Consider the following 22,409-nt stretch of genomic DNA (forward strand, 5'->3'; position numbering starts at 1 on the left):
TGGCTCAGCGCACCAGGGTCCGCAACTATCGACGATTTTTTGCACATTCTTCGGATGAGCCCTCCGCTCCGGAAGCCAGCAGTAACAACGAAAGTAAAAACGACAGTAGCGAGAGCAGTTAATCGTGAATATCACTACTCCATCGAATCGACCCAGCCCTGTTGATCTGCCTGCGGATTTGGAAATTCGCCTGGCGGATTACACCGAGCCGCGTGACGGTAAAGACCTGTTGGCGCTGCTGGATGAATATTCCCGGGATCCCTACGGCGGCAGCGAGCCGCTCCCGGAAGTATGCCACCGTGAGTTGCCTGCGCGCCTGGCTGCTTTTCCTGGCGCGTTTTCCGTACTCGCCTACCGCGGTGAACAGCCAGTGGGCCTGGTGAATTGCTTCATGGGATTCTCCACTTTTTCCTGCAAGCCGCTGGTGAATGTTCACGATGTGGTGGTTAGCGAAGCTGCGCGCGGCGCCGGGCTGTGTACCGCGATGATGGAGAAGGTGGCGGAAGTGGCCAGGGAAAGAGGTTGTTGCAAGATCACCCTGGAGGTGCTGGAGAAGAATTTGCCGGCCCGGGCAGCGTACCGCAAGTGTGGTTTCAAGCCATATGCGCTGGATGAAGAATTCGGGCGTGCAGAATTCTGGCAGCGCTACCTGTAAGCGCTGCCAGTTTCGGCTTAGCGGTTCAGCAGGCCCTTGACCGCGTTGGCCAGATCCGCGGGGAAAATCACATTCTTTGCGTTGTCCGATGTGGATAGTTCGGTCAGCGCATTGATGTAGCGCTCGCCCAGCAGGTACATCACGGGCATTTCCTTGTCGCCGATGGCCCGGGTTACCCGCTCGATGGCCTCACGGCTGGCTTCCGCCAGAACCACCTGGGCCTGCGCATCCCGCCTGGACGCTTCCAGGCGGCCGTCGGCCTCCAGAATGGCGGCCTGCTTTTCACCTTCCGCCCGGGTTACCGTCGCGCGGCGCTGGCGCTCCGCGGCGGCCTGCTCTTCCATGGCTTTCTGCATGGTGGCGGAGGGATTAATGTCCTGAATCTCGACGGTTTTCAGGTTGATGCCCCAGTCGGCAATGTCATCCGAAATGGCCTCTTTCAGCTTCGCCTTGATCAGGTCGCGGGAGGACAGGGCGGAGTCCAGGGTCATTTCCCCCACGATGGAGCGCAGGGCCGTCTGCACCAGGTTCTGGATTGCCAGCTCGTAATCTTCCACCCCGTAAACCGCTTTCTCTGGCGACACGATGTTGATGTAGGCAACGGCGTTGGCAATGATGGCGGCGTTATCTTCGGTAATGACTTCCTGAGAGGGGATGTCCAGCACAATGTCCTTGGTGGTGACTTTATAGGGCACCTGGTCAATATACGGGATGATGACATTCATTCCCGGAGTCAGGGTGCAGTGGTATTTCCCCAGGCGCTGGACAATGTGCTTGGACCCCTGGGGCACAATGCGAATACCTTTGCCGACGGTGATAACAACCAGCACCACCAGCGCGATGACAATATACAATCCTTCCATCTCGAAACGTTTCCTTTAAATCTGCTTAATGCGGCCTGTAACAATGTGCAGGTGGCCTCCCGGTAAAAAATCCGCAAAAAAACGGAGTTAGTGTGGGCTTACCACGAGTGTATTCCCGGAAATATCCTTGACCCGAACCCGTTCGCCGACGGCGATTTCGGTATCGCTCAGGAATGGCCACTCGTCTTCACCGAGTATCGGGGCGGGAAAACGCAGCCGGCCGCGGGTCTTGCCGCTATTGGATTCAATAACCGAACCGACCTGGCCGGTGAGCGCTTCGAAGGCCATACCGGAAGTAGTTCGGTCTTTCCATTTGGGTTTCATTGCTTTCAGCCAGAAAATGACCAGGCCGATTGAAAGCGCCGCCCACAACAGGAGCTGGGCCGTGATCGGCAAGTCGAGACCGAGTAACAGCATGCCCACGACCAGCGCTGCCAGGCCAAACCAGAACAGAATAAACCCCGATACAAATATTTCAGCGGTGACCAGCAGCAAGCCGAACACCAGCCAGTGCCAGTAGGCGATGTGTGTGTTTAGCCATTCGAGCATGATGGCTTTCTCCTTTTTATTCGACGTCCAATGAAAACACGCTGTGATTATGCCCTAAAAACATAAGCGCAGGTCGATCGTAAACCTGCGTATACCGCGGAAATCACTGCTCACGAAAATTTCGTTTTTCGTTCACAAAACCGCAGCAAAACCGGGGGGCTGTGCAATACTTTTTGCAGGCCAGTGCACAGAGGCCAAGCCAAAACCCTTATGCATCAAACTTGTGCGTTTGCACCATCCACCACCCACTCAGCATCAAGAGAAATCATGGAAGAAGATCTCATGCGATTGACTGCAACCCTGGCCCAGGGGCGCTATCAGTACAGCTGTGACGGCCGCAATATGCCGGTGCAGGATGACTGGCAGCTTGGGCGAGACGAACAAGGGCGCCAGATCGTGGTCAGCCGGCGGCTCGTCGGCGAGCAGGGGCACGGCGTCGAAGTTTGGGCGCAGATGTCATCCGGGTTTGTTCGCGAGTGCCGGGTGCTGTGGAAAGACGAGGTGGCAGAGGTTAGCGCTCACTACCGGGTGGCCGCGCCGGATGGTGAAACGGCAGCCATGGGGCACCCGATCGAGGCTCAGTGGACCGGCCCGAACGGACTGCAGCACAGTGTCCTCGAAGGGCAGAACCGGTTGCTGTTTCCGTTGATGCGGATCTTTATGGGGCCGCTGCTGTTACGACTGTGCGACATGGAGTTTGGCTGCGATGTGGTGGCTCCGGATATCGTCGACCCCTCTCAGCGTGGCAAGCTGCTTGCGCCACGGGTAAGCCACCGCAGGGCGCAGATTGTCGCGAGTGATGCCAATATCCAGGGCGTACACGATCTGGGCGCCGATGTGCGGGTGTTCTCGTATCAGGGCGACGAGGCGGAGCGCGATGCGCATTGCTTCGTTGACCAGCGCGGCCTCCTGGTAGGGTACGACTGGCCGAGCAGTACGGGCCGCCTGTGGCAAGTGCGCCTGCGGGACTTTGAGTGGTCCCCGGATCTTGAGGCGCTCTGCTGAAGGCCCGCCAGAGGGGCGCCGGTGAGCATGGCGCTACCGACGACCGTAATTCTGACCAGTGCCACATTACCAGTCTTTGAAACGTGTACACTGGCGCCCTGAACCATTTCAGGAGCGCCACACTTGTATTCCCGTTTTCTCCATTCGCTATTTTCCCGCTCTGTACTCCCAGTGCAGGCGTGCTTGCTGCTTTTGGTTTCCGTATCGCCGTTGCAGGCTGACGATGGCGTTCAAGACGCCGGCAAAGAACAGCCCCCAGCGCTGCAAGCCATTGACGGCACTCGCGCTGAGGATAGTCTGGGCGATGAAATCGAGCTGCTGCAGATGGATGACTCGCTGCAGAGTGAGGCGAGAAGGCAGGAAAATTGCCTGCGCGAGCAGCTGCTCACTGCGCCGGCCAATATCACCCTCGAGGAGATGCGCATCCGCTGCAAGCTGGAGGTGATTCGCGGGACTGAATCCAATGCTGCGACCCCGCTATTTGCCTCGGTACCCGAGGTTTCACCAGCTGCGATCGGCGAACCCAGAGTCAGCGCCCGCGCCCGGGCCATCCGCGACGCCTCGAACAACCCGTTCACTCTGGCGTCCCACCACACCAACTATCTGTTGCCGGTGACTTATAACCCTGCGCCCGACAAGGCGGGTTACGAAGACCTGACCGCGGTCGGTGAACCGGTCGACCTGGACAATGTGGAGGTGCAGTTCCAGTTGTCGGTGCAGGTGCCGGTCTGGCGCGGATTTATGGGCAAGGCGTCTTTCATGAGCCTTGCCTATACGAACCGCTCGTTCTGGCAGGCGTACAACTCCGACAATTCTTCGCCGTTTCGTGAAACCAACCATGAGCCAGAGCTGATCATGACCTGGCTCAATGACTGGACGATTCTCGGATTCCAGAATGTGGCCAACCAGGTTGCCGTCAACCACCAGTCCAATGGCCGCAGTGGGGACGCATCCCGCAGCTGGAACCGGATCTATACCAACTTCATGTTTGAAAAGGACCGCTACTTCTTCGCGCTAAAGCCCTGGTACCGGATTCCTGAAGACAAAGAAGATGACGATAACCCGGACCTTGAGTTTTATCTGGGGCACTTTGAGCTGTCCGGTGGCATGAAAAATGGCGATCACAACATCTCGATGATGTTGCGCAACAATCTGCGTTCCGACAACAAGGGGGCGGTCGAGCTGCGCTGGAGCTTTCCTATGGGGCGGCGGGTGCGGGGATATGTAAAGTATTTCAATGGTTATGGCGAGAGCCTGATCGACTACGATGAATCGGTGCAGACGCTCGGAATCGGGTTGGAACTGGCCCGCGGTACCGGGAGCTGATTTACGCTGCTCGCGCTGAGAGTATCCAGCGCCGGAACTGAGAGTGAATTCGGGGGCCGGGGATGGGATTTGACGATACGTACAAGCTGAGTGCCCACGCAGTCATCGCTAATGACGCGGGCGAGATACTGCAGTTGCGTGCCACCTATGCGGACAAGAGCTGGGGATTGCCAGGCGGGGCACTGGATATAGGTGAGACCGTCCATGAGGCGCTGTACCGGGAGTGCGTGGAGGAGCTGGGGCGGGAGGTCGTGATCGACTACCTCAGCGGCGTCTATTACCACCGGGTGTACAATTCCCATGTGTTCATATTCCGCGCGCACTTCAAGGGCAATGGCAGTATCCGCCTGTCTTCAGAGCATTCGGCGTTTGATTACTTCCCGATCAAGGATCTGTCCCCGGTGCAGCAGGTTCGTGTGCAGCACTGTCTCAATTTCAATGGCGAAGTCCAGAGCGCAAAGTTCTGACGCTTTTCTCATTCCTGGTGGTATTTTCTTTTTTGTGATCACTTTTTAGTGGTAACCTCCAAATCTCGGCGGGCGTCACGCAGTGCCTGTCGCCTCATTTAGTATCGAACTTCTATGCTGAAATATAAGAAGAAATGTTATGGGCTTGGAATTGAAGATGCCTGACCTGGGCAACCTGACCGAACACCGTCAACCCCTTGAGTGCCGGGTCGCTCTGGTCAGCAACGACCGTGACCTGAGCAGCTCCTGGGTCAGCGCGCTCAATACCACGGCTGCACAACACGAGAACCCCTACGGCCTGCGCTTCGAGTCGGTGACCACGGCCGCACTGGAAAAGCGCCTGCGCGAGGAAGACCGCCTGCAGGCGCTGATCATTGACGGTGGCTGCGATGCCCGCGAGCTCAAAGATGCCGAAGAGTTATCGGATCGTATGCACGGCCTGCGCGCGCAGTTGAATGTTTTCCTGGTGGCGCAGGATTCCTTTCTCGGCAATCAGGGCGGTGCGCCGGCCTCGTTGCGCAAGCGCTTTGACGAGCTGTTCGATCGCCGTGAGGGCAATTTCAATCACATCTTCCGGCTGGTGCAGGCATTCATCGCCCGCCGGGCGTCCACGCCCTTTGCCGACACATTGAAAGAATACGTATTTACCGCACGTGACGCCTGGCACACTCCCGGTCACTCCGGTGGTGACAGCCTGCGCAACAGCCCATGGGTAGGGGACTTCTACCGCTTTATGGGCGAGCACGTGTTCAATGCGGATCTGTCGGTATCGGTTCAGGTACTGGACAGCCTGCTGGAACCGCATTCGGTGATCCAGGAGGCGCAGGATCTTGCCGCCCAGGCTTTCGGCGCCGAGCACACCTTCTTTCTCACCAATGGCACTTCCACCGCCAACAAAGTGGTGATCCAGCAGATCCTTGGCGGCGGTGGCAAGATCATTGTGGATCAGGCCTGTCACAAGTCGGTGCACCACGCGATCGTGATGAATCGCTGTGAGCCTGTGTACCTGAAGTCTACCCTGCATCCCCAGTTCGGCATTTACGGCCCGGTGTGTCGTGCTGATATCGAGCAGGCACTGGATGAGCACCCGGATGCGGGCCTGCTGGTCATTACCTCCTGCACCTATGACGGCCTGCGTTACGACCTGAAACCGATCATCGACTGCGCCCATGAGCGTGGTGTGAAAGTACTGATCGATGAGGCCTGGTACGCGCACGGCTATTTCCATACCGAACTGCGCCCGACCGCGCTGGAATGCGGCGCCGATTACGTGACCCAGAGTACCCACAAAATGCTGTCAGCCTTCTCCCAGGCCAGCATGATTCACGTGCAGGATCCGGATTTCGACGAATACCGTTTCCGCGAAAACCTCAATATGTACGCGTCTACCAGCCCGCAGTACGCGATCATTGCGAGCCTGGATGTGGCGCGCAAGCAAATGGTGATGGAAGGCTTCGGTCGCTTGCGGCATTGCCTGCAGATGGTGGAAACCCTGCGCAGGGAAGTCAATGCCACTGGTGTTTTCCGCGCGCTGACACTGGAAGACCTGATTCCCGCGCCGCTGAAAAATGACAATATCCGCCTCGATCCCACCAAGGTCACCATCGATGTGACTGCGAGTGGCTATTCCGGCAAGGAAATACAGGTCAAGCTGTTCGACCAGTTCGGCATTCAGGTAGAGAAAACCACTTATAACACCATCACGGTGCTGGTGACCCTCGGCAGTACCGAGAGCAAACTGCTGCGCCTGGTGCATGCGATGAAGCAGCTGGCCAACCAGACCCGTCGCCGCAGCCATGTGGGTAGCGCGCGTCAGCTGCCGGAGTTCACCCGCCTGACCTGCCTGCCAGCCGATGCCTACTTTGCCGACACGGAAGAACTGCCGCTGATGGACAACGGTGTGCTGGCGGAAAAGAAACTAGTTGGGCGCACCTGCGCCGATGAAATTGTGCCGTACCCGCCGGGTATTCCGGTACTGGTGCCGGGGCAGGAAATTTCTGCGCAGATCGTACAGTTTCTTCAGCAGCTGTTGCAGGGACAGTCTTCAACCGAGATACACGGGCTGATTTTCCGCTCCGACGAGCCTATGTTGCGGGTGGTGAAAGAAGTAAAGAAAACCCCGGAAACAGCAAAGGCGGGCAAGCCGAAGTCGTAACCGGAGTCAGGAGGCAGGCGGGCAGGGAAGCCGATGCAGCAAGCTGATAACACTTCACCAGAATGTATCCTTCTCGCCGGCATTGCCGGCGGACTCGGTAGTGCACTGTTGGAAAATGTTTCCTGGCGGTTTCCTGCCGCGCAGTTACTCACCATCGGCCATGCGGATAGTCCGTCCCCCGCAAAAAATCTCCAGCACCTAACCGCCACGCTCAGTGAACCCGAGTCCAGTACTCAGGTGGCTGAGTGGCTGCAGGATAAACCATTGCCCAATTGGGTAATCCATTGCAGCGGCGTTCTGCATTGGTCGGGGCACCAGCCGGAAAAAAATCTCCAGCAATGCACCGATGCGGCGTTGCTGCAGAGCATGGCGATCAACGTGCTGAGCCATATGCATCTCGCCCAGGCGGTGGCGCCACTGTTGCGGCGACATTCGCCTTTCACCTGGGCTTCGCTGTCCGCCAAGGTAGGCAGTATCGAGGACAACCAGCTCGGCGGCTGGTACAGCTACCGCATGAGCAAGGCGGCACTGAATATGCTGGTGCGCAACCTGTCGATTGAGTGGGGGCGAAAAGTGGATACTTGTCGGGTGGTGGCCATTCACCCGGGTACCACCGACACGGCACTCTCCAAACCCTTCCAGAAAAATATTCCCGCAGACAAGCTGTACACTCCCGCGCAGAGCGCCGATAGAATCGTCGCTGTCCTTGAGCACCTGCGCGATACCGATACCGGCAAACTGCTGTTCTGGGATGGTACGCACTTACCCTGGTAACTGGGGGTAGGTGCACTTGGGCTGGAGTTAATACAGCGCCGCTACCGGTTGCGGAAATAGGCTTCCGGGCTGCCACAGTGGCCGTGCGGCACAGCAGTGTCACCAGCGCTTTTCAGCAGCACTCACATAGCCAGCGGGTTGCCGCGCTCGATAATGGTTTTTACATCCACATTCTGTGGCAGGGTGCCCGTACTGCAGGCGCCGCGACTGCCCAGGCGCGAGGCGATAAAGCCTTCTGCGACGGCGCTGCTGGATCCCTGCATCAGCAGGTGCGCCTGCATGGTCAGTGCCATTTGGTCGACGATATGGCGTGCGCGATATTCGATATCGTCGGTGCCGGAGAGAGCACTCTTGAGGTGCGCTATCGCATGGTCGTAACGCAGGTCATTGCCTTTGCTCTGCTCCAGTTCGCCGTACCAGTTGTCGAGCACTTCCGGGGTTTTTGAAATCGCCCGCAATACATCCAGTGCCTGGATATTGCCGGAGCCTTCCCAGATCGCGTTGATGGGCGCATCGCGATACAGGCGGGCGGTAATGAAGTTTTCGATCACGCCGTTGCCGCCCAGGCATTCCATCGCCTCGTAGGCGTGATGTGGGGTGCGTTTGCAGATCCAGTACTTGCCCACAGCGGTGCCCAGGCGCATCAGCAGGCTCTGTGATTCGTCGTCCAGGTGATCGAACGCCCGTGCCATACGCATGGTCATGGCCACTGAGCCCTCGACTTCCAGCTGCAGATCCGCGAGGACATTCTGCATCAGCGGCTGCCCGATCAGGGTTTTGCCGAAGGCACTGCGCTGCGATGCGTGGTAAATCGCCTGCAGGGTGGCCTGGCGCTGGCCGCCGGCAGAGCCGATCATGCAATCGAAACGGGTGGCGGCAACCATCTCGATGATGGCCGGCACACCGCGTCCTTCCTCGCCTATGAGCCAGCCGAGCGCGCCGCGCAGTTCAATTTCTGAAGAGGCATTCGAGACATTACCGGCCTTGTTTTTGAGTCGCTGTACCTGGATCGGGTTTTTGCTGCCGTCCGGGCGCCAGCGGGGTACGAGAAAGCAGGACAGGCCACCGGGCGCCTGCGCCAGCATCAGGAAGGCGTCGCACATGGGGGCGGAGGTAAACCACTTGTGCCCCACAAGTTCGTAGCAGCCATCGCCACTGGGGGTGGCGGTGGTGGTGTTGGCGCGCACATCGGATCCACCCTGCTTTTCGGTCATACCCATGCCGATCGTCAGGGCAGATTTTTCGGTGTAGGCGCGATTGCTGGGGTCGTAACCACGATCCGTGATCTTCGGAAGCCACTCCTCCGCCAGTTGCGGGTTTAGCCTGATCGACGGCACCGACGCAAATGTCATGGTTACCGGGCAGCCGTGCCCGGCTTCAAGCTGGCAGTGCAGGTAGTACTTGGCCGCGCGCACGACATGTGCACCGGACCTGGGATGGGTCCAGGGACTGCTGTGCAGTCCTTCGCTGAGCGCCAGCTGCATCAGCTGGTGGTAACTCGGGTGATAGTTCACCTGATCAATGCGATTGCCGATCCGGTCGTGGGATTCGAACTGCGGTCTGTGCTCGTTGGCGAGAAACCCGCGCTCAATCATCTCGGGGCGTCCGCAGACTTCCCCGTAGCGCTGCAAGTCATCTTCCGCCCAGTGTCCGCCGTTGTGCACCACCGCATCGCGGAGCGCGTTGTCACCCGCGTACAGATTGTGGCCTGCCAGTGGTCTGGGCTGGTTGAACACAGTGTGGGTGCTGGCGGAACCTGAGTCGGTGGGCTTGGAGGCCATGGGATCTCTCACTTTTCTTCTATGGTCGCCCCGGGCTACTGCAGGGGGTACTCGCGATATCTTACGGCTGTCGATGGAGCCTGAGGTTAATCCTAGTGCCTTTGTCTTTGCGGTGACTTGCCTTTTTGTGCCGCCTCCCTTTGCCGCGGCGCCCAAAAAACCTGATTGGCTCTCCGAAAATATCCAGGTGTGGTCTGAACCTGGCGGTGACAGCGTTGTCACAAAAGGTGACCGGTCAGTATCATGGTCTGCTCAGGATCGAAAACGGTACCCACAGGGACACAAAGGAGGTGGCGTGTATCGGAGGCAATTTATAACGGGTGTCGCAGGCGGCCTGCTTCTGGCTGCGTCTGGTAGCAAAGCGGAAGAGGGCGGTGCGCGGAAGGGAGGCGCTTTGCAGTGGCGCAGCGGCATCCCCTTACCGCGCGCCATGCAGGAAATCTACCCGACACTTTATCGGGGAGAAATCTATGTGGGAGGCGGTCTTGGCCAGGCCGCGCCGGAGCGGGCGGCTATGGGCACGCTCGCACCCATGCGCCAGGTGTTGCGTTTTGAAAACGGACGGAATACCTGGGTACCCATTCCGCAGTTACCTGCCGCGCGTCATCACCTTGGGTTGGTTGCCGATAGCGAGTACCTCTATGGCATCGGTGGGTTCGCCGCCGACCGGCAAGACCCGTGGCAGTTTTCGGACGCGGTGTTTCGCTGGCGCGCCGGTGATTCGCACTGGCAAACCGGGCCCGCTTTACCCGCCCCGCAGGCAGAGTCCTGCTACACCTGCAGCGGCAATCGCATACATGTGATCGGCGGCCGCACGCCGGAAGGTGATACCGGCCGCCACTGGCGCTTGACCGCTGGCCACTGGGAGGAGGCCGCGCCCTTGCCGAAGGGGCGTAACTCAGCAGCCAGTGCAGTGATTGACGGCCAGATTTACGTTATAGGCGGGCGGTTGTTTGCGCGCGAGCATGAAAACCAGACAAGCGTGGATCGGTATGACCCCGTCGCCAACCGCTGGGTGTCAGTGCGCCCGTTGCCTGTGGCCACGGCGGGCACAGCGGCGGCCGTACTGAGTGGCGAAATCTATGTGTTTGGTGGCGAAGCCTGGGTAGAACGCAATACGGAAAGTGAGCGCTGGATTACCTATCGGGAAGTGTGGTGTTACAACCCGCAATCGGATCACTGGCGACTTGCTGGCGATATGCCCTCCGGCCGTCACGGTATGGGGGCCGTGGCCATGGCGGACGCAATTTATCTGCTGGGCGGCGCCCTGGGCGCGGGGATCGATAGAACACAGGATCGCGTCGATATTTTGTCGGTGTGAAGTGGATATTGTTGTTGGAGAAAAAAATGCATTTGGTTCGAACAGGTTGGTTACTGGGGCTGGTGTTGTCCCTGATGGGTTGTGATACAGGCACAGCGGGGAATGAAACCGTTAAAGCACCGCAAAGTCATTCGATTGCCGCGCCGATCAGCCCGTCAGAGCTTGCGGTCATTGGCTACTACACCGGAGACGGGAAAGACCTGGCCCGTTACGATTTCAGCAAACTTACCCATGTCATCTACAGCTTCGTGTATCTGGACGGGAATCATCTCTCCTTTGGCAAAAGCGGGGGCAGTGACAGTGAGACGGCAACAGCGGGGAAAGACGCCTACACTCGCCTGTTGGCGCTGAAAGAGCAGTATCCACATCTCAAAGTGTTGCTTGCGCTGGGTGGCTGGGGAGGTTGCGAAACCTGCTCCGAGGTCTTTTCCTCTGACTCGAACCGTGTGGCGTTTGCGCGTTCGGTACGCGATACGCTGGCAAACATCGGTGGCGATGGCATTGACCTGGACTGGGAGTACCCGGCGATCGAGGGGCATCCGGGGCACCCTTACCAACCGGAGGATCGTGAACACTTTACCGCTCTGGTAAAAACACTGCGCGAAACACTGGGGGAGAATTACCTGTTGAGTGTGGCTGCCGGTGGCTTTGACGAGTTCCTGCAGAAATCCCTCGACTGGCAGGCGATTACTCCCCTGATCAACAGCATCAACCTGATGAGTTACGACCTGGTCAACGGCTTCAGTACGGTCACCGGGCACCACACCCCGATTTACTCAACGGCGTCGCAAAAGCAGTCCACTGACAATGCGGTGCGATTTCTGCTGGACGCGGGCGTGCCTGCGCAGAAAATCGTGATTGGTGCGGCGTTCTATTCCCGGGTGTGGGAAGGGGTGGCGGCGGAAAAAGCCGGTCGCTACCAGAGTGGTACCCATGTGGCCGGGTTGACGTATTCGGAGCTGCAGCAGGGGTATACCAGCGAGCTCGGGTATCAGGTGTCCTGGGACGAGGAGGCGCAGGCCGCTTTTGCCTATAACGCTGAGGAGCAGCGCTACGCTACCTTTGACACCCCGCGCTCGGTTGCACTGAAGACTCGCTATGCAAAAGAGCGGCAACTCGGCGGCATCATGTTCTGGGAACTGCCCGGGGATAGCGATGACGGTGATCTGGTAAATGCCATTTACCAGGAAAAGTCCCGCTAATGGCGATTCAGTGAATTGAGTGGCTGGTGAAGGTGTCGCGCCCGGGAGCGACACCGCAGCGGACACGGTTTAAACGCGCATTATTTAGCTTGATCGCACTGCGGATCAGATACTGCGCTTGCCGGACAGGTTGAGCGTCAGCTCCAGCAGGCCCGCCCAGGGATCCATTTCGCGGCCGCCTTTGATGGCGTTATCCACGGCGCGGGCGCGCAGCAACAGGCTCTCCAGCTGGCGTGGTCGCAGTCGCTGGCAGGCTGCCTGCACCAGCGGCTGGCGCTTCTGAATGCGTACCAGGCGGTTGATCGGCTGGCCTTCGTCGAGTTTTTGCTGGGTTTCCAGCAAAGAGCGTAACTCCCGGGCGATGGCCCACAGCACTACCGGCGCCTCGACACCTTCGGCGCGCAGTCCCTGCAGGGTTTTGACGGCGCCGGCGGCATCAGCGGCCAGGGCTTTGTCGATGAGTCCAAACACGTCGTAGCGGGCGGAGCTGGCGACGGCGTTGTTCATGGTCTCTGCCGTGATGACGGAGTCCTGCGCCAGCAGTTTCAGTTTTTCGATTTCCTGGCTGGCGGCGAGCAGGTTGCCTTCGACCCGCTCTGCGAGGATCTGGATGGCCTCCGGTTCTGCGTCGAGGCCTGCGGCACGCAGGCGCTGGTGAATCCAGCGGGGCATTTCGCTGGCGTCCACTGGCCAGATCTGGATCAGTACGCCGTTGGCCTCCAGGGTCTTGATCCATTTGCTGTTCAGCTGTGAGCGATCGAGCTTCGGCAGTACCAGCATCAACAGGGTGTCTTCGCCGGCGGTGAGCGCAAACTCCTGCAGGGCTTTGCTGCCTTTATCTCCAGGTTTGCCACCCGGCAGGCGCAATTCGATCAGCTTTTTGTCGGCGAACAGCGACAGGCTGCCGGCCGCAGAAAGCAGCTGGCCCCAGTCGAAATTGTTTTCGCCGTGCAGTAGCTCGCGTTCGTTAAATCCGCGTTTGCGTGCTGCGTCGCGGATCGCGTCGCAGCATTCCTGTACCAGCAGTGGCTCATCACCGGTGATGACGTAGATGGGCGCGAGGTCGCGTTGCAGGCTCTGGGCAAGTTGCCGGGGATTGATGCGTGCCATAGGGCGCTGTTTCCTTATGGCGCTGACGGACTGTCTGTGATCGGTGTGCGCACCTCAATACGGCGCAGGCGATCGATGATGCGGCTGATCAGTTCGCGGCGCATTTCCTCGCGCAAAATCCGCTCTTCTTCGCCCTTGCTGACGACTTCGCCGTCGTTCCACTCGAGCGTGCGATAGACGTCTGCACGGGCCTCCGTGAGCAGCTGGCGGCCACTGCTGTCGCGCACACTGTATTCGGCGCTGGTGGTCAGTTCGTACTCGGAAGCGCGACCTTTGGCATCCACCGATACGGTGCGCTTCTTTTCGATTTCGCGGTGGATTGTTAGCAGGAAGTCGGCTTGTGCAGGCTCCTCTGCGAGCGGCAGGCCGCTGGTCTGCAGCAAACGGGAAATACTTTCAGCGATATCACTGTGGGGATCTTCCGTGGTGATGTAGAGAGTGCTCCCCGGAGGAAAGTTTTTCGGCGCGCCGCGGAGGTGCCAGCCGCAGGCTGTGGTAATTACGGCCAGGGTCAGGATCAGTGTGCGGAGCGTTATATTTTTCATGAAGTCCCGGAGCTTTATGTATGTTCTTTTGCAGGTGCGTGGCGGCCAGGCGCCGGGTAAGGGTTTTTGAAACCGCTGTGAATACATCCATGTACGCTGCGTCAGCGACGTCCCTGTCGCTGACGCTTTCAAAAACCCTTACCCGGCACCCAGCCTTCGCGTTGGCCTTATGTGCCTGGTAAGGACGTTGCGCTTTTAGTTGGCGACGATGTTAACGAGCTTGCCCGGTACAACGATTACCTTGCGGACTGTTTTGCCTTCGGTAAATTTCAGGACGTTCTCGTCCGCCAGAGCCATTTTCTCCAGTGATGCTTTGTCGGCATCCGCAGGTACTTCCAGCTTCGCACGCAGCTTGCCGTTTACCTGTACCACCAGAGTGATGCTGGAGCGCACCAGGGCTTTTTCGTCCACTTGCGGCCACTGGGCATCGACCAGTTCGCCACTGTTGCCCAGCGCTTTCCACAGTTCGTGGCAGATGTGGGGAGTAACCGGGGCCAGCAGCATGACCGCAGCCTGCAGGGCTTCACGCTCTACTGCGAGGCCGTTGGCGCTGTCGCGCTCGGCAATCTTGCCGACTTCGTTGAGCAGTTCCATGACCGCGGCCACGGCGGTGTTGAAGGTCTGGCGGCGGCCGTAGTCGTCGCTGACTTTCTGGATGGTTTCATGGGTCTTGCGGCGCAGCTGTTCCTGTTTCTCGCTGAGGGCCGAGGTGTCGATGGCCGCACTGCCGTCGCCGGCTTCGATGTGGCTGTGGACCGTTTTCCACAGCTTGCGCAGGAAGCGGCTGGCACCTTCGACGCCGGAGTCGTGCCACTCGAGGGTCTGCTCGGGGGGCGCAGCGAACATGGTGAACAGACGCACGGTGTCGGCACCGTATTCCTGGACGGCAGCGTGCGGGTCGATGCCATTGTTCTTGGACTTGGACATTTTCACCACGCCGCCGGCAACCACTTCTTCACCGGTGGCGCGCTCGACGGCCTTGATCGGCTTGCCTTTTTCGTCGCGTTCGACGTCCACGGCGGTCGGCGCGATCCACACTTTGTGGCCGTCCACTTCTTTGTAGAAGGACTCCGCCAGCACCATGCCTTGGCACAGCAGGCGCTTGAACGGCTCGTCGCTGTTCACCAGGCCCTCGTCGCGCATCAGCTTGTGGAAGAAGCGTGCGTACAGCAGGTGCAGGATGGCGTGTTCGATACCGCCCACGTACTGGTCAACGGGCAGCCAGTAGTTGGCGCGATCCGGATCCAGCATGCCCTCTTCGAAATCGGGGCAGGTGTAGCGGGCGTAGTACCAGCTGGACTCCATGAAGGTGTCGAAGGTGTCGGTTTCGCGCTCGACCGCTTCACCGTTGTACTCGTCTTTGCGCCACTCCGGGTCGGCCTTGATCGGAGAGGTAACGCCGTCCAGCTCCACGTCTTCCGGCAGCAAGATCGGCAGTTTTTCGGCCGGTACCGGGATCTCGGTACCGTCGGCCAGGTTGAACATGGGGATCGGTGCTCCCCAGTAGCGCTGGCGGGATACACCCCAGTCGCGCAGGCGGAAATTGGTGGTAACGCGGCCCTTGCCGGCAGCCTCAAGTCCATCGGCGATGGCGTTGAATGCGGCATCGAAGTCGAGTCCGTCAAAGCCGCCGGAGTTCACCAGAATACCTTTGTCGGTAAAGGCTTCTTTCTCCAGATTGACGGCTTCTCCACTTGCGGACGCGACCACCTGTTTGATCGGCAGGTCGTACTTTTTGGCAAATTCCCAGTCGCGCTGGTCGTGGGCGGGCACTGCCATTACGGCGCCGCTGCCGTAATCCATCAGCACGTAGTTGGCGACCCACACCGGTACTTCTTCGCCGGTGAGCGGGTGGATGGCCTTGAGGCCCGTGTCCATGCCTTTCTTGTCCATGGTGGCCATATCGGCCTCGGACATGGATTGCTTCTTGCACTCGGCGATGAAGGCTTTCAGTTCCGGGTTGCTTTCGGCCAGTTCCAGGGCAATCGGGTGCTCGGATGCCAGGGACACATAGGTCACGCCCATCAGGGTGTCCGGACGGGTGGTGTAGACGTCGAAGTGGTCGACGCCGGCAATGGTTTTCGGCAGTGCGAATGCGAGCTCTACGCCCTTGCTCTTGCCGATCCAGTTGCGCTGCATGGTGCGCACCTGTTCCGGCCAGTCTGGCAGCTTGTCCAGATCCTGCAGCAGCTCTTCGGCGTAGTCGGTGATCTTGATGAACCACTGGGCCAGCTCGCGGCGCTCAACAGTGGTGCCGCAGCGCCAGCAGCAGCCGTCTTCCACCTGCTCGTTGGCCAGTACGGTGGCGTCGTGGGGGCACCAGTTCACCGCAGAGTTTTTCTTGTACACCAGGCCTTTCTTGTACAGGCGGGTGAAGAACCACTGCTCCCAGCGGTAGTAGGACGGCTGGCAGGTGGCCAGCTCGCGGGACCAGTCAAAGCCAAAGCCGAGGGCTTTCAGCTGGCCTTTCATGTAGTCGATGTTGGAGTAGGTCCACTTGGCCGGTGCGGTCTTGTTCTGAATCGCGGCGTTTTCCGCCGGCAGGCCGAAGGCGTCCCAGCCCATCGGGTGCAGGACGTTCTTGCCCTGCATGCGCTGGTAGCGGGAGATCACATCGGTGATGGTGTAGTTGCGCACGTGTCCCATATGCAGCTTGCCGCTGGGGTAGGGGAACATCGACAGGCAGTAGAACTTGTCCTTGCTGGGGTCTTCCTTAACCTCGAAGCTTTTCTCAGTCTCCCAGTGCTGCTGGGCGGCGGCTTCGACTGCGGAGGGGTTGTACTGCTCTTCCATCTGTTGGGAACCTATACTCATTGATTCGGATCTATCGGGTAGCCCGGCCAGAAAATGCCAAGATTGGCCGGAAAACGGCGAATTATAGGAGGGATGGGGTGAGTAAGGAACCTAAAGGCACAGGGAAAGAGGACGCGGGGAAGAGGAATGGGACACCTGAGAGTCCGGATCTGCCCGTGGAGGAGGGGGATCTGTCCTCGGAGCTCCGTCACGACCTGGAAAAACTGGTGGAGGGCGAACTGGCGGTTGAAGAGCTGACCGCCAGCAAAGCGGCTTTCCTGCGCGCATGGCTTAAAGACGACCTGCATCGGGCGGCGGACTACCTGCGCGGCCTCGGCGGTGAATTGCAGACGCTGGAAGAGCGCGCGGGCGACTGGTTGCTGGATGCCGCCGACCCGACCAAAACCGCCTGGCCAAACCTGATGCGCTGTATCAAGCGCGGCGAACCCTGGGCTCTGGCCGGGGAAATGGTCGGCGAAGGCGAAGAGCTGCAGTGCCTCGGCTGTGGTTACCGGGCCCTGCCTCCGGCCAACAGCCAGATCACCCCCTGTCACCGGTGTGGCTACGGATGCTTTCGCCAGATCACCGGCGGCCTGCACGACACCTGAATCACTTCGCACCTGCGGGTTTCAATCCGTTATACGTCATCAAGCAAAAAGATAATGAAAACGATCAGGGAACTATGGAACTGCAAACTGCACTGAGCACCCTGCTGATGCCACCATTTGCACCGCTGGTAGGATTACTGGTGGCTTTGGCGTTGTGGTTTTTCCCGGCCTCGTCGCTGGTCGCGAAACTGTCATTGCCGCTGGCTATTCTGTGTGGCCTCACGCTGTGGGTATGTGCGACCCCGGCCTTTTCCGATTGGCTGGGGCGGCAGCTGCTGGCCCAGACCCCCACTGCGCCGTCTGTTGAGCCAACGGCCGTGGTAATTCTCGGTGGCGGGCGCTACCGGGATGCGGATACGGGAGCTGAGCGTTTATCGCTCACAAGCCTTGATCGTGTGACCTGGGCTGTTACCAATGCACCCAAAGAGTTGCCGATCCTGGTCTCTGGTGGGCGGGTGTACAAAGATGAGAAGGCGTCTGAAGCCGGCTTGATGGCTGATGTTCTGGAGAAATTGTTCTCGAGGCCGGTAACTTGGCGCGAGAATTGCAGCCGGACTACGGCGGAAAATGCGGCTAACTCGGCGGCACTTTTGCACGACTCCGGGGTCGAAAGCGTGATCCTGGTCACTCATTGGTGGCATATGCCCCGGGCTGCGGAGGTTTTTGCCCGAGCAGGGATACAGGTGCGGCCGATGCCGGTCGGATCTCCCGGGGAATTGCTCCCCCGGAGCCAGAGCGGGGTTTTGCGTTGGTTGCCGAGTGCCGGAGCTTTGCTCAGAACCCAGGTGTACTGGCGGGAGCTACTCGGTGACTTCTGGTACCGCTGGCACCCGCTGCCGGAAAAGCGCAACTGCTGACCGCATTACGGCAGTCAGTACTGAGCTTGCTCAATGGAGATCACAAACCTAGTATGTGCGCCCTTTCTCGCTGAAACTGTCGACTGTGCAATGCTGCAGCGGGGTTACAGGTGAGGGCAACTGCTGAAGTTTGCGGACTTGATTCGCAACCGGGATGAGACCAGCGGCGACAAGCTGGATCATTACTGGAATAACAACAAAACAATAAAAGAGGTAATGACGATGACGGATTTTCCAGAATCTCTCTCTCCTATCCAGCTGCATAACCGGTTGAACCGCCCGGTATGGATAGGCTTCAAGCTGACCCGGCGCGGCCAGCGCCAGCTGGTGCTGCTTTCGGCAGGTAATGCAATCGGGGCTCAGTTCACCAAGAATTTCGCGACATTTGTCGGGCAGATCGTACGTGAGTTCAAGCTGGATCCGGCGCAGACAGACTTTGTCGAGCTGCGATTTGAAGGCGCCGGTAACGAAACTGCGGAGCATAGCTGGTATCGCTGGCACGCCCAGTGGGTTGGCTCTGCGCCGATGGAGTGCCGGGCGGAACCCGTGACATCGGAATCAGCACGCGGATACCTGGAAGAGGTTCTGGCACGAAAATCTGCAGCGGCCTGATCTGGCCCTCGTTCAATCGCTAAAGCCCGCCTCGTGCGGGCTTTTCATATTCTGGGACTCAACGGACTCTGTTGTGCGCGCTCGCACTGTTGTTGGCGCCGGGTTTCAGTAGATCCGCCAGGGCCTTTTCCAATGTGGGGTACTGGAAGCTGTAGCCGCTGTCGAGCGCTGTGCGCGGCTCCATTCGCTGGCTCGCCAGCAGCAGTTCGTCAGCCATCTCGCCAAACATCAGTTTCAGCATCCAGGCCGGGGTGCGCATCAGGCACGGGCGGTGCAGCTGGCGGCACAGCAGGCGGGAAAAACTGTTGTTGGTCACCGCCTCTGGGGCGCAGGCGTTAAACGGCTGGCAGATGTTGCGATCGATCGCGTGCAGCATCAGGCCGACAATGTCATCTTCATGGATCCAGCTGAACCAGTGTTCTCCGGTGCCCATAGGGCCGCCGAATCCGAGGCGGAATGCCGGCAGCATCTGCGCGAGTGCGCCGCCACGGGTCGAGAGCACCACGGCGGTGCGCATGATGCCAACACAGATGCCGGCCTGCTGCAGGGGCAGGGTAGCGGCCTCCCAGTCGCGACAGAGCTCCGCGGCAAAGCCGCCGCCCGGGCCACTGGTCTCCTTGAGCAGGTCGCCACCGCGATTGCCGTAATAGCCTACGGCGGAGCCGGAGAGCACATAACGGGGGCGCTGAGGCAGGGTCAATATCCAGTTGGCCAGATGGGCAGTGGTATCGAGGCGGGAACGGCGAATCTCTTCCTTGCGGCTGTTGCTCCAGCGCCGGGAGATGGTTTCCCCGGCGAGATTGACCACGATGTCCACGGGATCCTCGACCTGAAACAGGTCGCTTACTCCCCTGGCGGATTCTCCGCAGAGACGGCGCACAGTGTCAGGATTGCGGCTCAATACCGTCAGGGAATTGCCACGTGCCAGCCACTGGGCGCAAAACCGCTGGCCAATCAATCCCGTGCCGCCAGTAATTAAACAATGCATAAATCAGGCGTCCGTGCCGCACATTGATTTGATGTGCAGGAATAACATGTGTTCGCAGAACGCTATTCGATGGTTCTGCGGGACCGCGGCGAGTTGTGATGATCGGCGAATGTGTCTTCACCGGTCTGCCGGGTGAATATCTGTGCATGATAGCAGTCGTGGGCGGCACTGCTGGAGGGAGTCACGGGATTCAGGGCAGCCCGGGTGTAAGCAGGCGCAAGCGCGGCGTCCATTGCCGCGCGAATAAGTGATGTCAGTCGGTCAGTTCGCTGGCATAGGCGGTGTTGCGGCTGGCGGCCGGGATTCGCGGCGCATACCACGCGGCAAGCAGCAACAGGGTAGCGATCACGACAATGCCCCAGGTACCGTAAATCATGTAAGGGGTACTGCCCGTGCGCGCGCTTACCTTGCCGATCAGGGTTGCCTGTTCGAATTGCGGCAATGTGCTGACGATTTGTCCCCGCGGATTGACCAACGCGGTAACCCCGGTATTGGTTGCCCGCACCAGGTAGCGCTGGGTCTCCAGCGCGCGCATCTGGGCCATCTGCATGTGCTGCAAGGGGCCGATCGACTTGCCAAACCAGGCATCGTTGCTGAGGGTCAGGAGCACCTCGGCGTTGCCGGCGCTGTCGGCGACCAGTTGTGGATACACAATTTCATAGCAGATCAATGGCGCCCAGGTCAGGTTGCCTGCGCTGAGCGGTGCCTGGTCATCCGGGCCGGGACGGATGAACGAGGTGGGCAAATTGAAGAACTCGATCGTTCCGCGAATCCAGTCTTCCAGCGGCACGTACTCGCCAAATGGAACCAGATGTCGCTTGTGGTAAAGCTGTGGCTGGCTGCCGAATACGATCGCGGAATTGTGCACCACGCGCCGCTGGTCTTTTTCAGTGTCGTAGAGGATGCCGGTAATCAGGTCGCCGCCGCCTTGCTCCGCGTTGCGCTGCAGTGCTTCCATCAGATTGGGGGCATGGTGATAGAGCAGCGGCAGCGCAGCCTCCGGCCAGATCACAACATCGACCCCTTTTTCGCGCAGCGCTTCGGTAGCGCTCTGATAGCGGCGGATGGTTTCGCCGCGAAACTCCGGCAACCACTTTTTGTCCTGCGGGATGTTGGCCTGCACCAGTCCGAAGGTGGTTTCGGTTTCCTCTTCGTGGGTCCAGCTAACCCCCTGCAGCGCCAGGCCCACTGGCCAGACTGCCAGCGCAGCGGCAATCAGCGCGATACTGCCGGGTGCCTTTATCGGTGTCAGTGCCCCTCGCGCCGCGAGGGCAGTGACTGCAGCGCTGAAGGCCAGCAGCAGGCCGATGCCGTATACGCTAACCACCGGTGCCCAGCCTGCGAGCCAGGTGTTCAGGTGTCCGTAACCGGCGAATAGCCAGGGGAAGCCTGTGAAGGCCCAGGTGCGGATCCATTCACTCATGAACCACAGGCCGGCGAAGGCGAGCGCAAAGCTCGTGGGGCTTCCCCGCATCCTGCCGATAAGGGCAAAGGGCACCGCGAACATTACCGCCAAAATTGTCACAAATGCGCCGGTCAGGAATACCCCGAGCAGTGCCGATGAGCCACCGAAATCGGTAATCGAGACATACACCCAGGAGCCGCCAGTGACGAAAAGGCCGAACCCGTAATAAAACCCGAGGCGTAGTCCACGCCATGCACTGAGCGGTGTCGCCTGCGGGCCAGGGGCGAGAAGTCCGGCGAACACGGCCAGGGAAATCAGGCCGCACCACCAGTAGTTGTAAGGCGCCAGTGAGAGCGTAAGCAGGCTCCCGGCGGTGAGTGCAGTGAGTGGGGCCAAAAGGGGAGCGATATATTTGCGCATGGGAAATCAAACTGGCCGATAGCGATGTGAATATAAGTGCGCCAGCTGATCGTACAGCTGGCGCTAGCGGGGTTCGTTAGCCGTCTTCTTCCGCGGGCCTGTCCAGCCTGCTTACCCGCAGCAGGTGGATCTGGCGATTGTCGGCATAGAGTACCCGGAACTTGAATTCGCCCAAGCGGGTGATCTCGTCACGTCCCGGCAAGTGGCCAAAAGACTGCATGATGAGCCCGCCCACTGTGTCGAATTCCTCATCGCTGAATTCGCACTCAAAGTACTCGTTGAAATCTTCGATGGGGGTGAGCGCCTTTACCACAAAGTCATTGTCACTCACTTTGCGAATGAAGCTATCCGCCTCTTCCTCATCGGTCTCGTCTTCGATATCGCCGACGATCTCCTCGAGAATATCTTCGATGGTGACAACGCCGGACACACCGCCGTATTCGTCGATCACCACCGCCATGTGGTAGCGGTTCTCGCGAAACTCCCGCAGCAGGATATTCAGACGCTTGCTCTCGGGAATGATATTGGCCGGGCGGATGATGTCCTCGAGGCGGAACTCATCCACACCTTTGAGCACCAGCGGCAGGAGATCTTTAGCGAGCAGGATGCCCCTGATATCGTCGATGCTCTCGCCCACTACCGGGAAGCGGGAGTGGCCGGATTCGATGACCTTGGGCAGAAACTCTTTGGGGGCGTCTTCGATGCTGACCACCACCATCTGCGAGCGCGGGATCATGATCTCCCGCACCTGCTGGCTGGAAACATCCAGCGCACCCTCGATGATGGACAGGGCTTCAGGGTCTACGACCTTGTTTTCGGCTGCGTCCTTGATGATGCTCAGTAGCTCATCTCGGGACTTGGGCTCTGAGGAAAATGCGCCCAGTAACTTGTCCAACCAATTCTTTTCACCCGATCGCGGGCGGTTGGAGGAGGAGCTACTTGGGGGTTCGTCGGTGGTCATGGATGTGGCCAT

General features: G+C 59.3%; 20 protein-coding genes. 11 read left to right on the forward strand and 9 right to left on the reverse strand.

Features of this window, described 5'->3' with window-relative positions:
• Window positions 1-124: 124 nt before the first annotated feature.
• On the forward strand, window positions 125-655 hold the full coding sequence (locus tag ACNKU7_RS14110) for a GNAT family N-acetyltransferase (RefSeq protein WP_418297634.1): 531 nt from the start codon (window positions 125-127) through the stop codon (window positions 653-655).
• A gap of 17 nt (window positions 656-672) precedes the next feature.
• Here the strand turns inward: ACNKU7_RS14110 and ACNKU7_RS14115 are convergent, their stop codons facing one another.
• Both ACNKU7_RS14115 and ACNKU7_RS14120 read right to left on the reverse strand, forming a co-directional pair.
• Window positions 673-1,518 (reverse strand): SPFH domain-containing protein, encoded by an 846-nt coding sequence (locus tag ACNKU7_RS14115; protein WP_418297635.1) that lies wholly within the window; start codon window positions 1,516-1,518, stop codon window positions 673-675.
• Window positions 1,519-1,605: 87 nt separating this feature from the next.
• Window positions 1,606-2,067 carry an NfeD family protein gene (locus tag ACNKU7_RS14120; RefSeq protein WP_418297636.1) on the reverse strand — a complete coding sequence of 154 codons (462 nt, stop codon included), beginning with the start codon at window positions 2,065-2,067 and terminating at the stop codon, window positions 1,606-1,608.
• Between the two features lie 267 nt (window positions 2,068-2,334).
• Here ACNKU7_RS14120 and ACNKU7_RS14125 point away from each other — a divergent pair, with 267 nt between their 5' ends.
• From ACNKU7_RS14125 to ACNKU7_RS14145, 5 genes are all read left to right on the forward strand, one after another.
• Window positions 2,335-3,072 carry a hypothetical protein gene (locus ACNKU7_RS14125; protein ID WP_418297637.1) on the forward strand — a complete coding sequence of 246 codons (738 nt, stop codon included), beginning with the start codon at window positions 2,335-2,337 and terminating at the stop codon, window positions 3,070-3,072.
• 183 nt (window positions 3,073-3,255) lie between these two features.
• Window positions 3,256-4,398 (forward strand): phospholipase A, encoded by a 1,143-nt coding sequence (locus tag ACNKU7_RS14130; protein WP_418297638.1) that lies wholly within the window; start codon window positions 3,256-3,258, stop codon window positions 4,396-4,398.
• A 62-nt stretch (window positions 4,399-4,460) separates the two neighbouring features.
• Window positions 4,461-4,865, forward strand: a complete 405-nt coding sequence (locus tag ACNKU7_RS14135; protein ID WP_418297639.1) for an NUDIX hydrolase — start codon at window positions 4,461-4,463, stop codon at window positions 4,863-4,865.
• Window positions 4,866-5,022: 157 nt separating this feature from the next.
• Window positions 5,023-7,020, forward strand: a complete 1,998-nt coding sequence (locus ACNKU7_RS14140) for an aminotransferase class I/II-fold pyridoxal phosphate-dependent enzyme (protein WP_418297640.1) — start codon at window positions 5,023-5,025, stop codon at window positions 7,018-7,020.
• Window positions 7,021-7,053: 33 nt separating this feature from the next.
• Window positions 7,054-7,794: an SDR family oxidoreductase gene (locus tag ACNKU7_RS14145; protein WP_418297641.1), complete on the forward strand. Its 741-nt coding sequence runs from the start codon at window positions 7,054-7,056 to the stop codon at window positions 7,792-7,794.
• Window positions 7,795-7,916: 122 nt separating this feature from the next.
• On the opposite strand, the gene ACNKU7_RS14150 is transcribed toward ACNKU7_RS14145, so the two are convergent.
• Window positions 7,917-9,575 (reverse strand): acyl-CoA dehydrogenase family protein, encoded by a 1,659-nt coding sequence (locus tag ACNKU7_RS14150; RefSeq protein WP_418297642.1) that lies wholly within the window; start codon window positions 9,573-9,575, stop codon window positions 7,917-7,919.
• Between the two features lie 394 nt (window positions 9,576-9,969).
• Here ACNKU7_RS14150 and ACNKU7_RS14155 point away from each other — a divergent pair, with 394 nt between their 5' ends.
• Both ACNKU7_RS14155 and ACNKU7_RS14160 read left to right on the forward strand, forming a co-directional pair.
• The gene (locus ACNKU7_RS14155; protein ID WP_418297643.1) at window positions 9,970-10,896 is read left to right on the forward strand and encodes a Kelch repeat-containing protein; all 927 of its coding nucleotides are present in this window, start codon (window positions 9,970-9,972) and stop codon (window positions 10,894-10,896) included.
• 26 nt (window positions 10,897-10,922) lie between these two features.
• The gene (locus ACNKU7_RS14160) at window positions 10,923-12,098 is read left to right on the forward strand and encodes a glycoside hydrolase family 18 protein (RefSeq protein ID WP_418297644.1); all 1,176 of its coding nucleotides are present in this window, start codon (window positions 10,923-10,925) and stop codon (window positions 12,096-12,098) included.
• Window positions 12,099-12,203: 105 nt separating this feature from the next.
• Here ACNKU7_RS14160 and holA read toward each other — a convergent pair whose 3' ends face one another.
• From holA to leuS, 3 genes are all read right to left on the reverse strand, one after another.
• Window positions 12,204-13,208 carry a DNA polymerase III subunit delta gene (holA, locus tag ACNKU7_RS14165; RefSeq protein ID WP_418297645.1) on the reverse strand — a complete coding sequence of 335 codons (1,005 nt, stop codon included), beginning with the start codon at window positions 13,206-13,208 and terminating at the stop codon, window positions 12,204-12,206.
• Window positions 13,209-13,222: 14 nt separating this feature from the next.
• Window positions 13,223-13,753 carry an LPS-assembly lipoprotein LptE gene (locus ACNKU7_RS14170; protein WP_418297646.1) on the reverse strand — a complete coding sequence of 177 codons (531 nt, stop codon included), beginning with the start codon at window positions 13,751-13,753 and terminating at the stop codon, window positions 13,223-13,225.
• Window positions 13,754-13,948: 195 nt separating this feature from the next.
• On the reverse strand, window positions 13,949-16,546 hold the full coding sequence (gene leuS, locus ACNKU7_RS14175; protein ID WP_418297719.1) for a leucine--tRNA ligase: 2,598 nt from the start codon (window positions 16,544-16,546) through the stop codon (window positions 13,949-13,951).
• Between the two features lie 98 nt (window positions 16,547-16,644).
• On the opposite strand from leuS, the gene ACNKU7_RS14180 reads away from it, so the two are divergent.
• The 3 genes from ACNKU7_RS14180 (at window position 16,645) to ACNKU7_RS14190 (ending at window position 18,623) form a co-directional block, all read left to right on the forward strand.
• A complete protein-coding gene (locus ACNKU7_RS14180; protein WP_418297647.1) occupies window positions 16,645-17,154 on the forward strand; it encodes a zinc ribbon-containing protein in 510 nt (169 codons plus the stop codon).
• A 74-nt stretch (window positions 17,155-17,228) separates the two neighbouring features.
• Window positions 17,229-18,011 (forward strand): YdcF family protein, encoded by a 783-nt coding sequence (locus tag ACNKU7_RS14185; protein WP_418297648.1) that lies wholly within the window; start codon window positions 17,229-17,231, stop codon window positions 18,009-18,011.
• Window positions 18,012-18,149: 138 nt separating this feature from the next.
• Entirely contained in the window at window positions 18,150-18,623 is a 474-nt protein-coding gene (locus ACNKU7_RS14190; protein WP_418297649.1) for a hypothetical protein, read from the forward strand.
• A 58-nt stretch (window positions 18,624-18,681) separates the two neighbouring features.
• Here the strand turns inward: ACNKU7_RS14190 and ACNKU7_RS14195 are convergent, their stop codons facing one another.
• From ACNKU7_RS14195 to ACNKU7_RS14205, 3 genes are all read right to left on the reverse strand, one after another.
• Window positions 18,682-19,611, reverse strand: a complete 930-nt coding sequence (locus ACNKU7_RS14195) for a TIGR01777 family oxidoreductase (RefSeq protein ID WP_418297650.1) — start codon at window positions 19,609-19,611, stop codon at window positions 18,682-18,684.
• Between the two features lie 253 nt (window positions 19,612-19,864).
• A complete protein-coding gene (gene lnt / locus ACNKU7_RS14200) occupies window positions 19,865-21,436 on the reverse strand; it encodes an apolipoprotein N-acyltransferase (protein WP_418297651.1) in 1,572 nt (523 codons plus the stop codon).
• A gap of 76 nt (window positions 21,437-21,512) precedes the next feature.
• On the reverse strand, window positions 21,513-22,409 hold the full coding sequence (locus ACNKU7_RS14205; protein ID WP_418297652.1) for an HlyC/CorC family transporter: 897 nt from the start codon (window positions 22,407-22,409) through the stop codon (window positions 21,513-21,515).

Origin of the sequence: Microbulbifer weihaiensis (assembly GCF_048323715.1) — a bacterium.
Classification (GTDB): Bacteria; Pseudomonadota; Gammaproteobacteria; order Pseudomonadales; family Cellvibrionaceae; genus Microbulbifer.

What these genes read in the sequence shown, in the direction of transcription:
- ACNKU7_RS14205 (WP_418297652.1), bottom strand. Translation starts at nt 22,409, where the DNA reads ATGGCCACATCCATGACCACCGACGAACCCCCAAGTAGCTCCTCCTCC.
- ACNKU7_RS14120 (WP_418297636.1), bottom strand. Translation starts at nt 2,067, where the DNA reads ATGCTCGAATGGCTAAACACACACATCGCCTACTGGCACTGGCTGGTG.
- ACNKU7_RS14170 (WP_418297646.1), bottom strand. Translation starts at nt 13,753, where the DNA reads ATGAAAAATATAACGCTCCGCACACTGATCCTGACCCTGGCCGTAATT.
- ACNKU7_RS14150 (WP_418297642.1), bottom strand. Translation starts at nt 9,575, where the DNA reads ATGGCCTCCAAGCCCACCGACTCAGGTTCCGCCAGCACCCACACTGTG.
- leuS (WP_418297719.1), bottom strand. Translation starts at nt 16,546, where the DNA reads ATGGAAGAGCAGTACAACCCCTCCGCAGTCGAAGCCGCCGCCCAGCAG.
- ACNKU7_RS14135 (WP_418297639.1), top strand. Translation starts at nt 4,461, where the DNA reads ATGGGATTTGACGATACGTACAAGCTGAGTGCCCACGCAGTCATCGCT.
- lnt (WP_418297651.1), bottom strand. Translation starts at nt 21,436, where the DNA reads ATGCGCAAATATATCGCTCCCCTTTTGGCCCCACTCACTGCACTCACC.
- ACNKU7_RS14195 (WP_418297650.1), bottom strand. Translation starts at nt 19,611, where the DNA reads ATGCATTGTTTAATTACTGGCGGCACGGGATTGATTGGCCAGCGGTTT.
- ACNKU7_RS14140 (WP_418297640.1), top strand. Translation starts at nt 5,023, where the DNA reads ATGCCTGACCTGGGCAACCTGACCGAACACCGTCAACCCCTTGAGTGC.
- ACNKU7_RS14185 (WP_418297648.1), top strand. Translation starts at nt 17,229, where the DNA reads ATGGAACTGCAAACTGCACTGAGCACCCTGCTGATGCCACCATTTGCA.
- holA (WP_418297645.1), bottom strand. Translation starts at nt 13,208, where the DNA reads ATGGCACGCATCAATCCCCGGCAACTTGCCCAGAGCCTGCAACGCGAC.
- ACNKU7_RS14125 (WP_418297637.1), top strand. Translation starts at nt 2,335, where the DNA reads ATGGAAGAAGATCTCATGCGATTGACTGCAACCCTGGCCCAGGGGCGC.
- ACNKU7_RS14115 (WP_418297635.1), bottom strand. Translation starts at nt 1,518, where the DNA reads ATGGAAGGATTGTATATTGTCATCGCGCTGGTGGTGCTGGTTGTTATC.
- ACNKU7_RS14160 (WP_418297644.1), top strand. Translation starts at nt 10,923, where the DNA reads ATGCATTTGGTTCGAACAGGTTGGTTACTGGGGCTGGTGTTGTCCCTG.
- ACNKU7_RS14145 (WP_418297641.1), top strand. Translation starts at nt 7,054, where the DNA reads ATGCAGCAAGCTGATAACACTTCACCAGAATGTATCCTTCTCGCCGGC.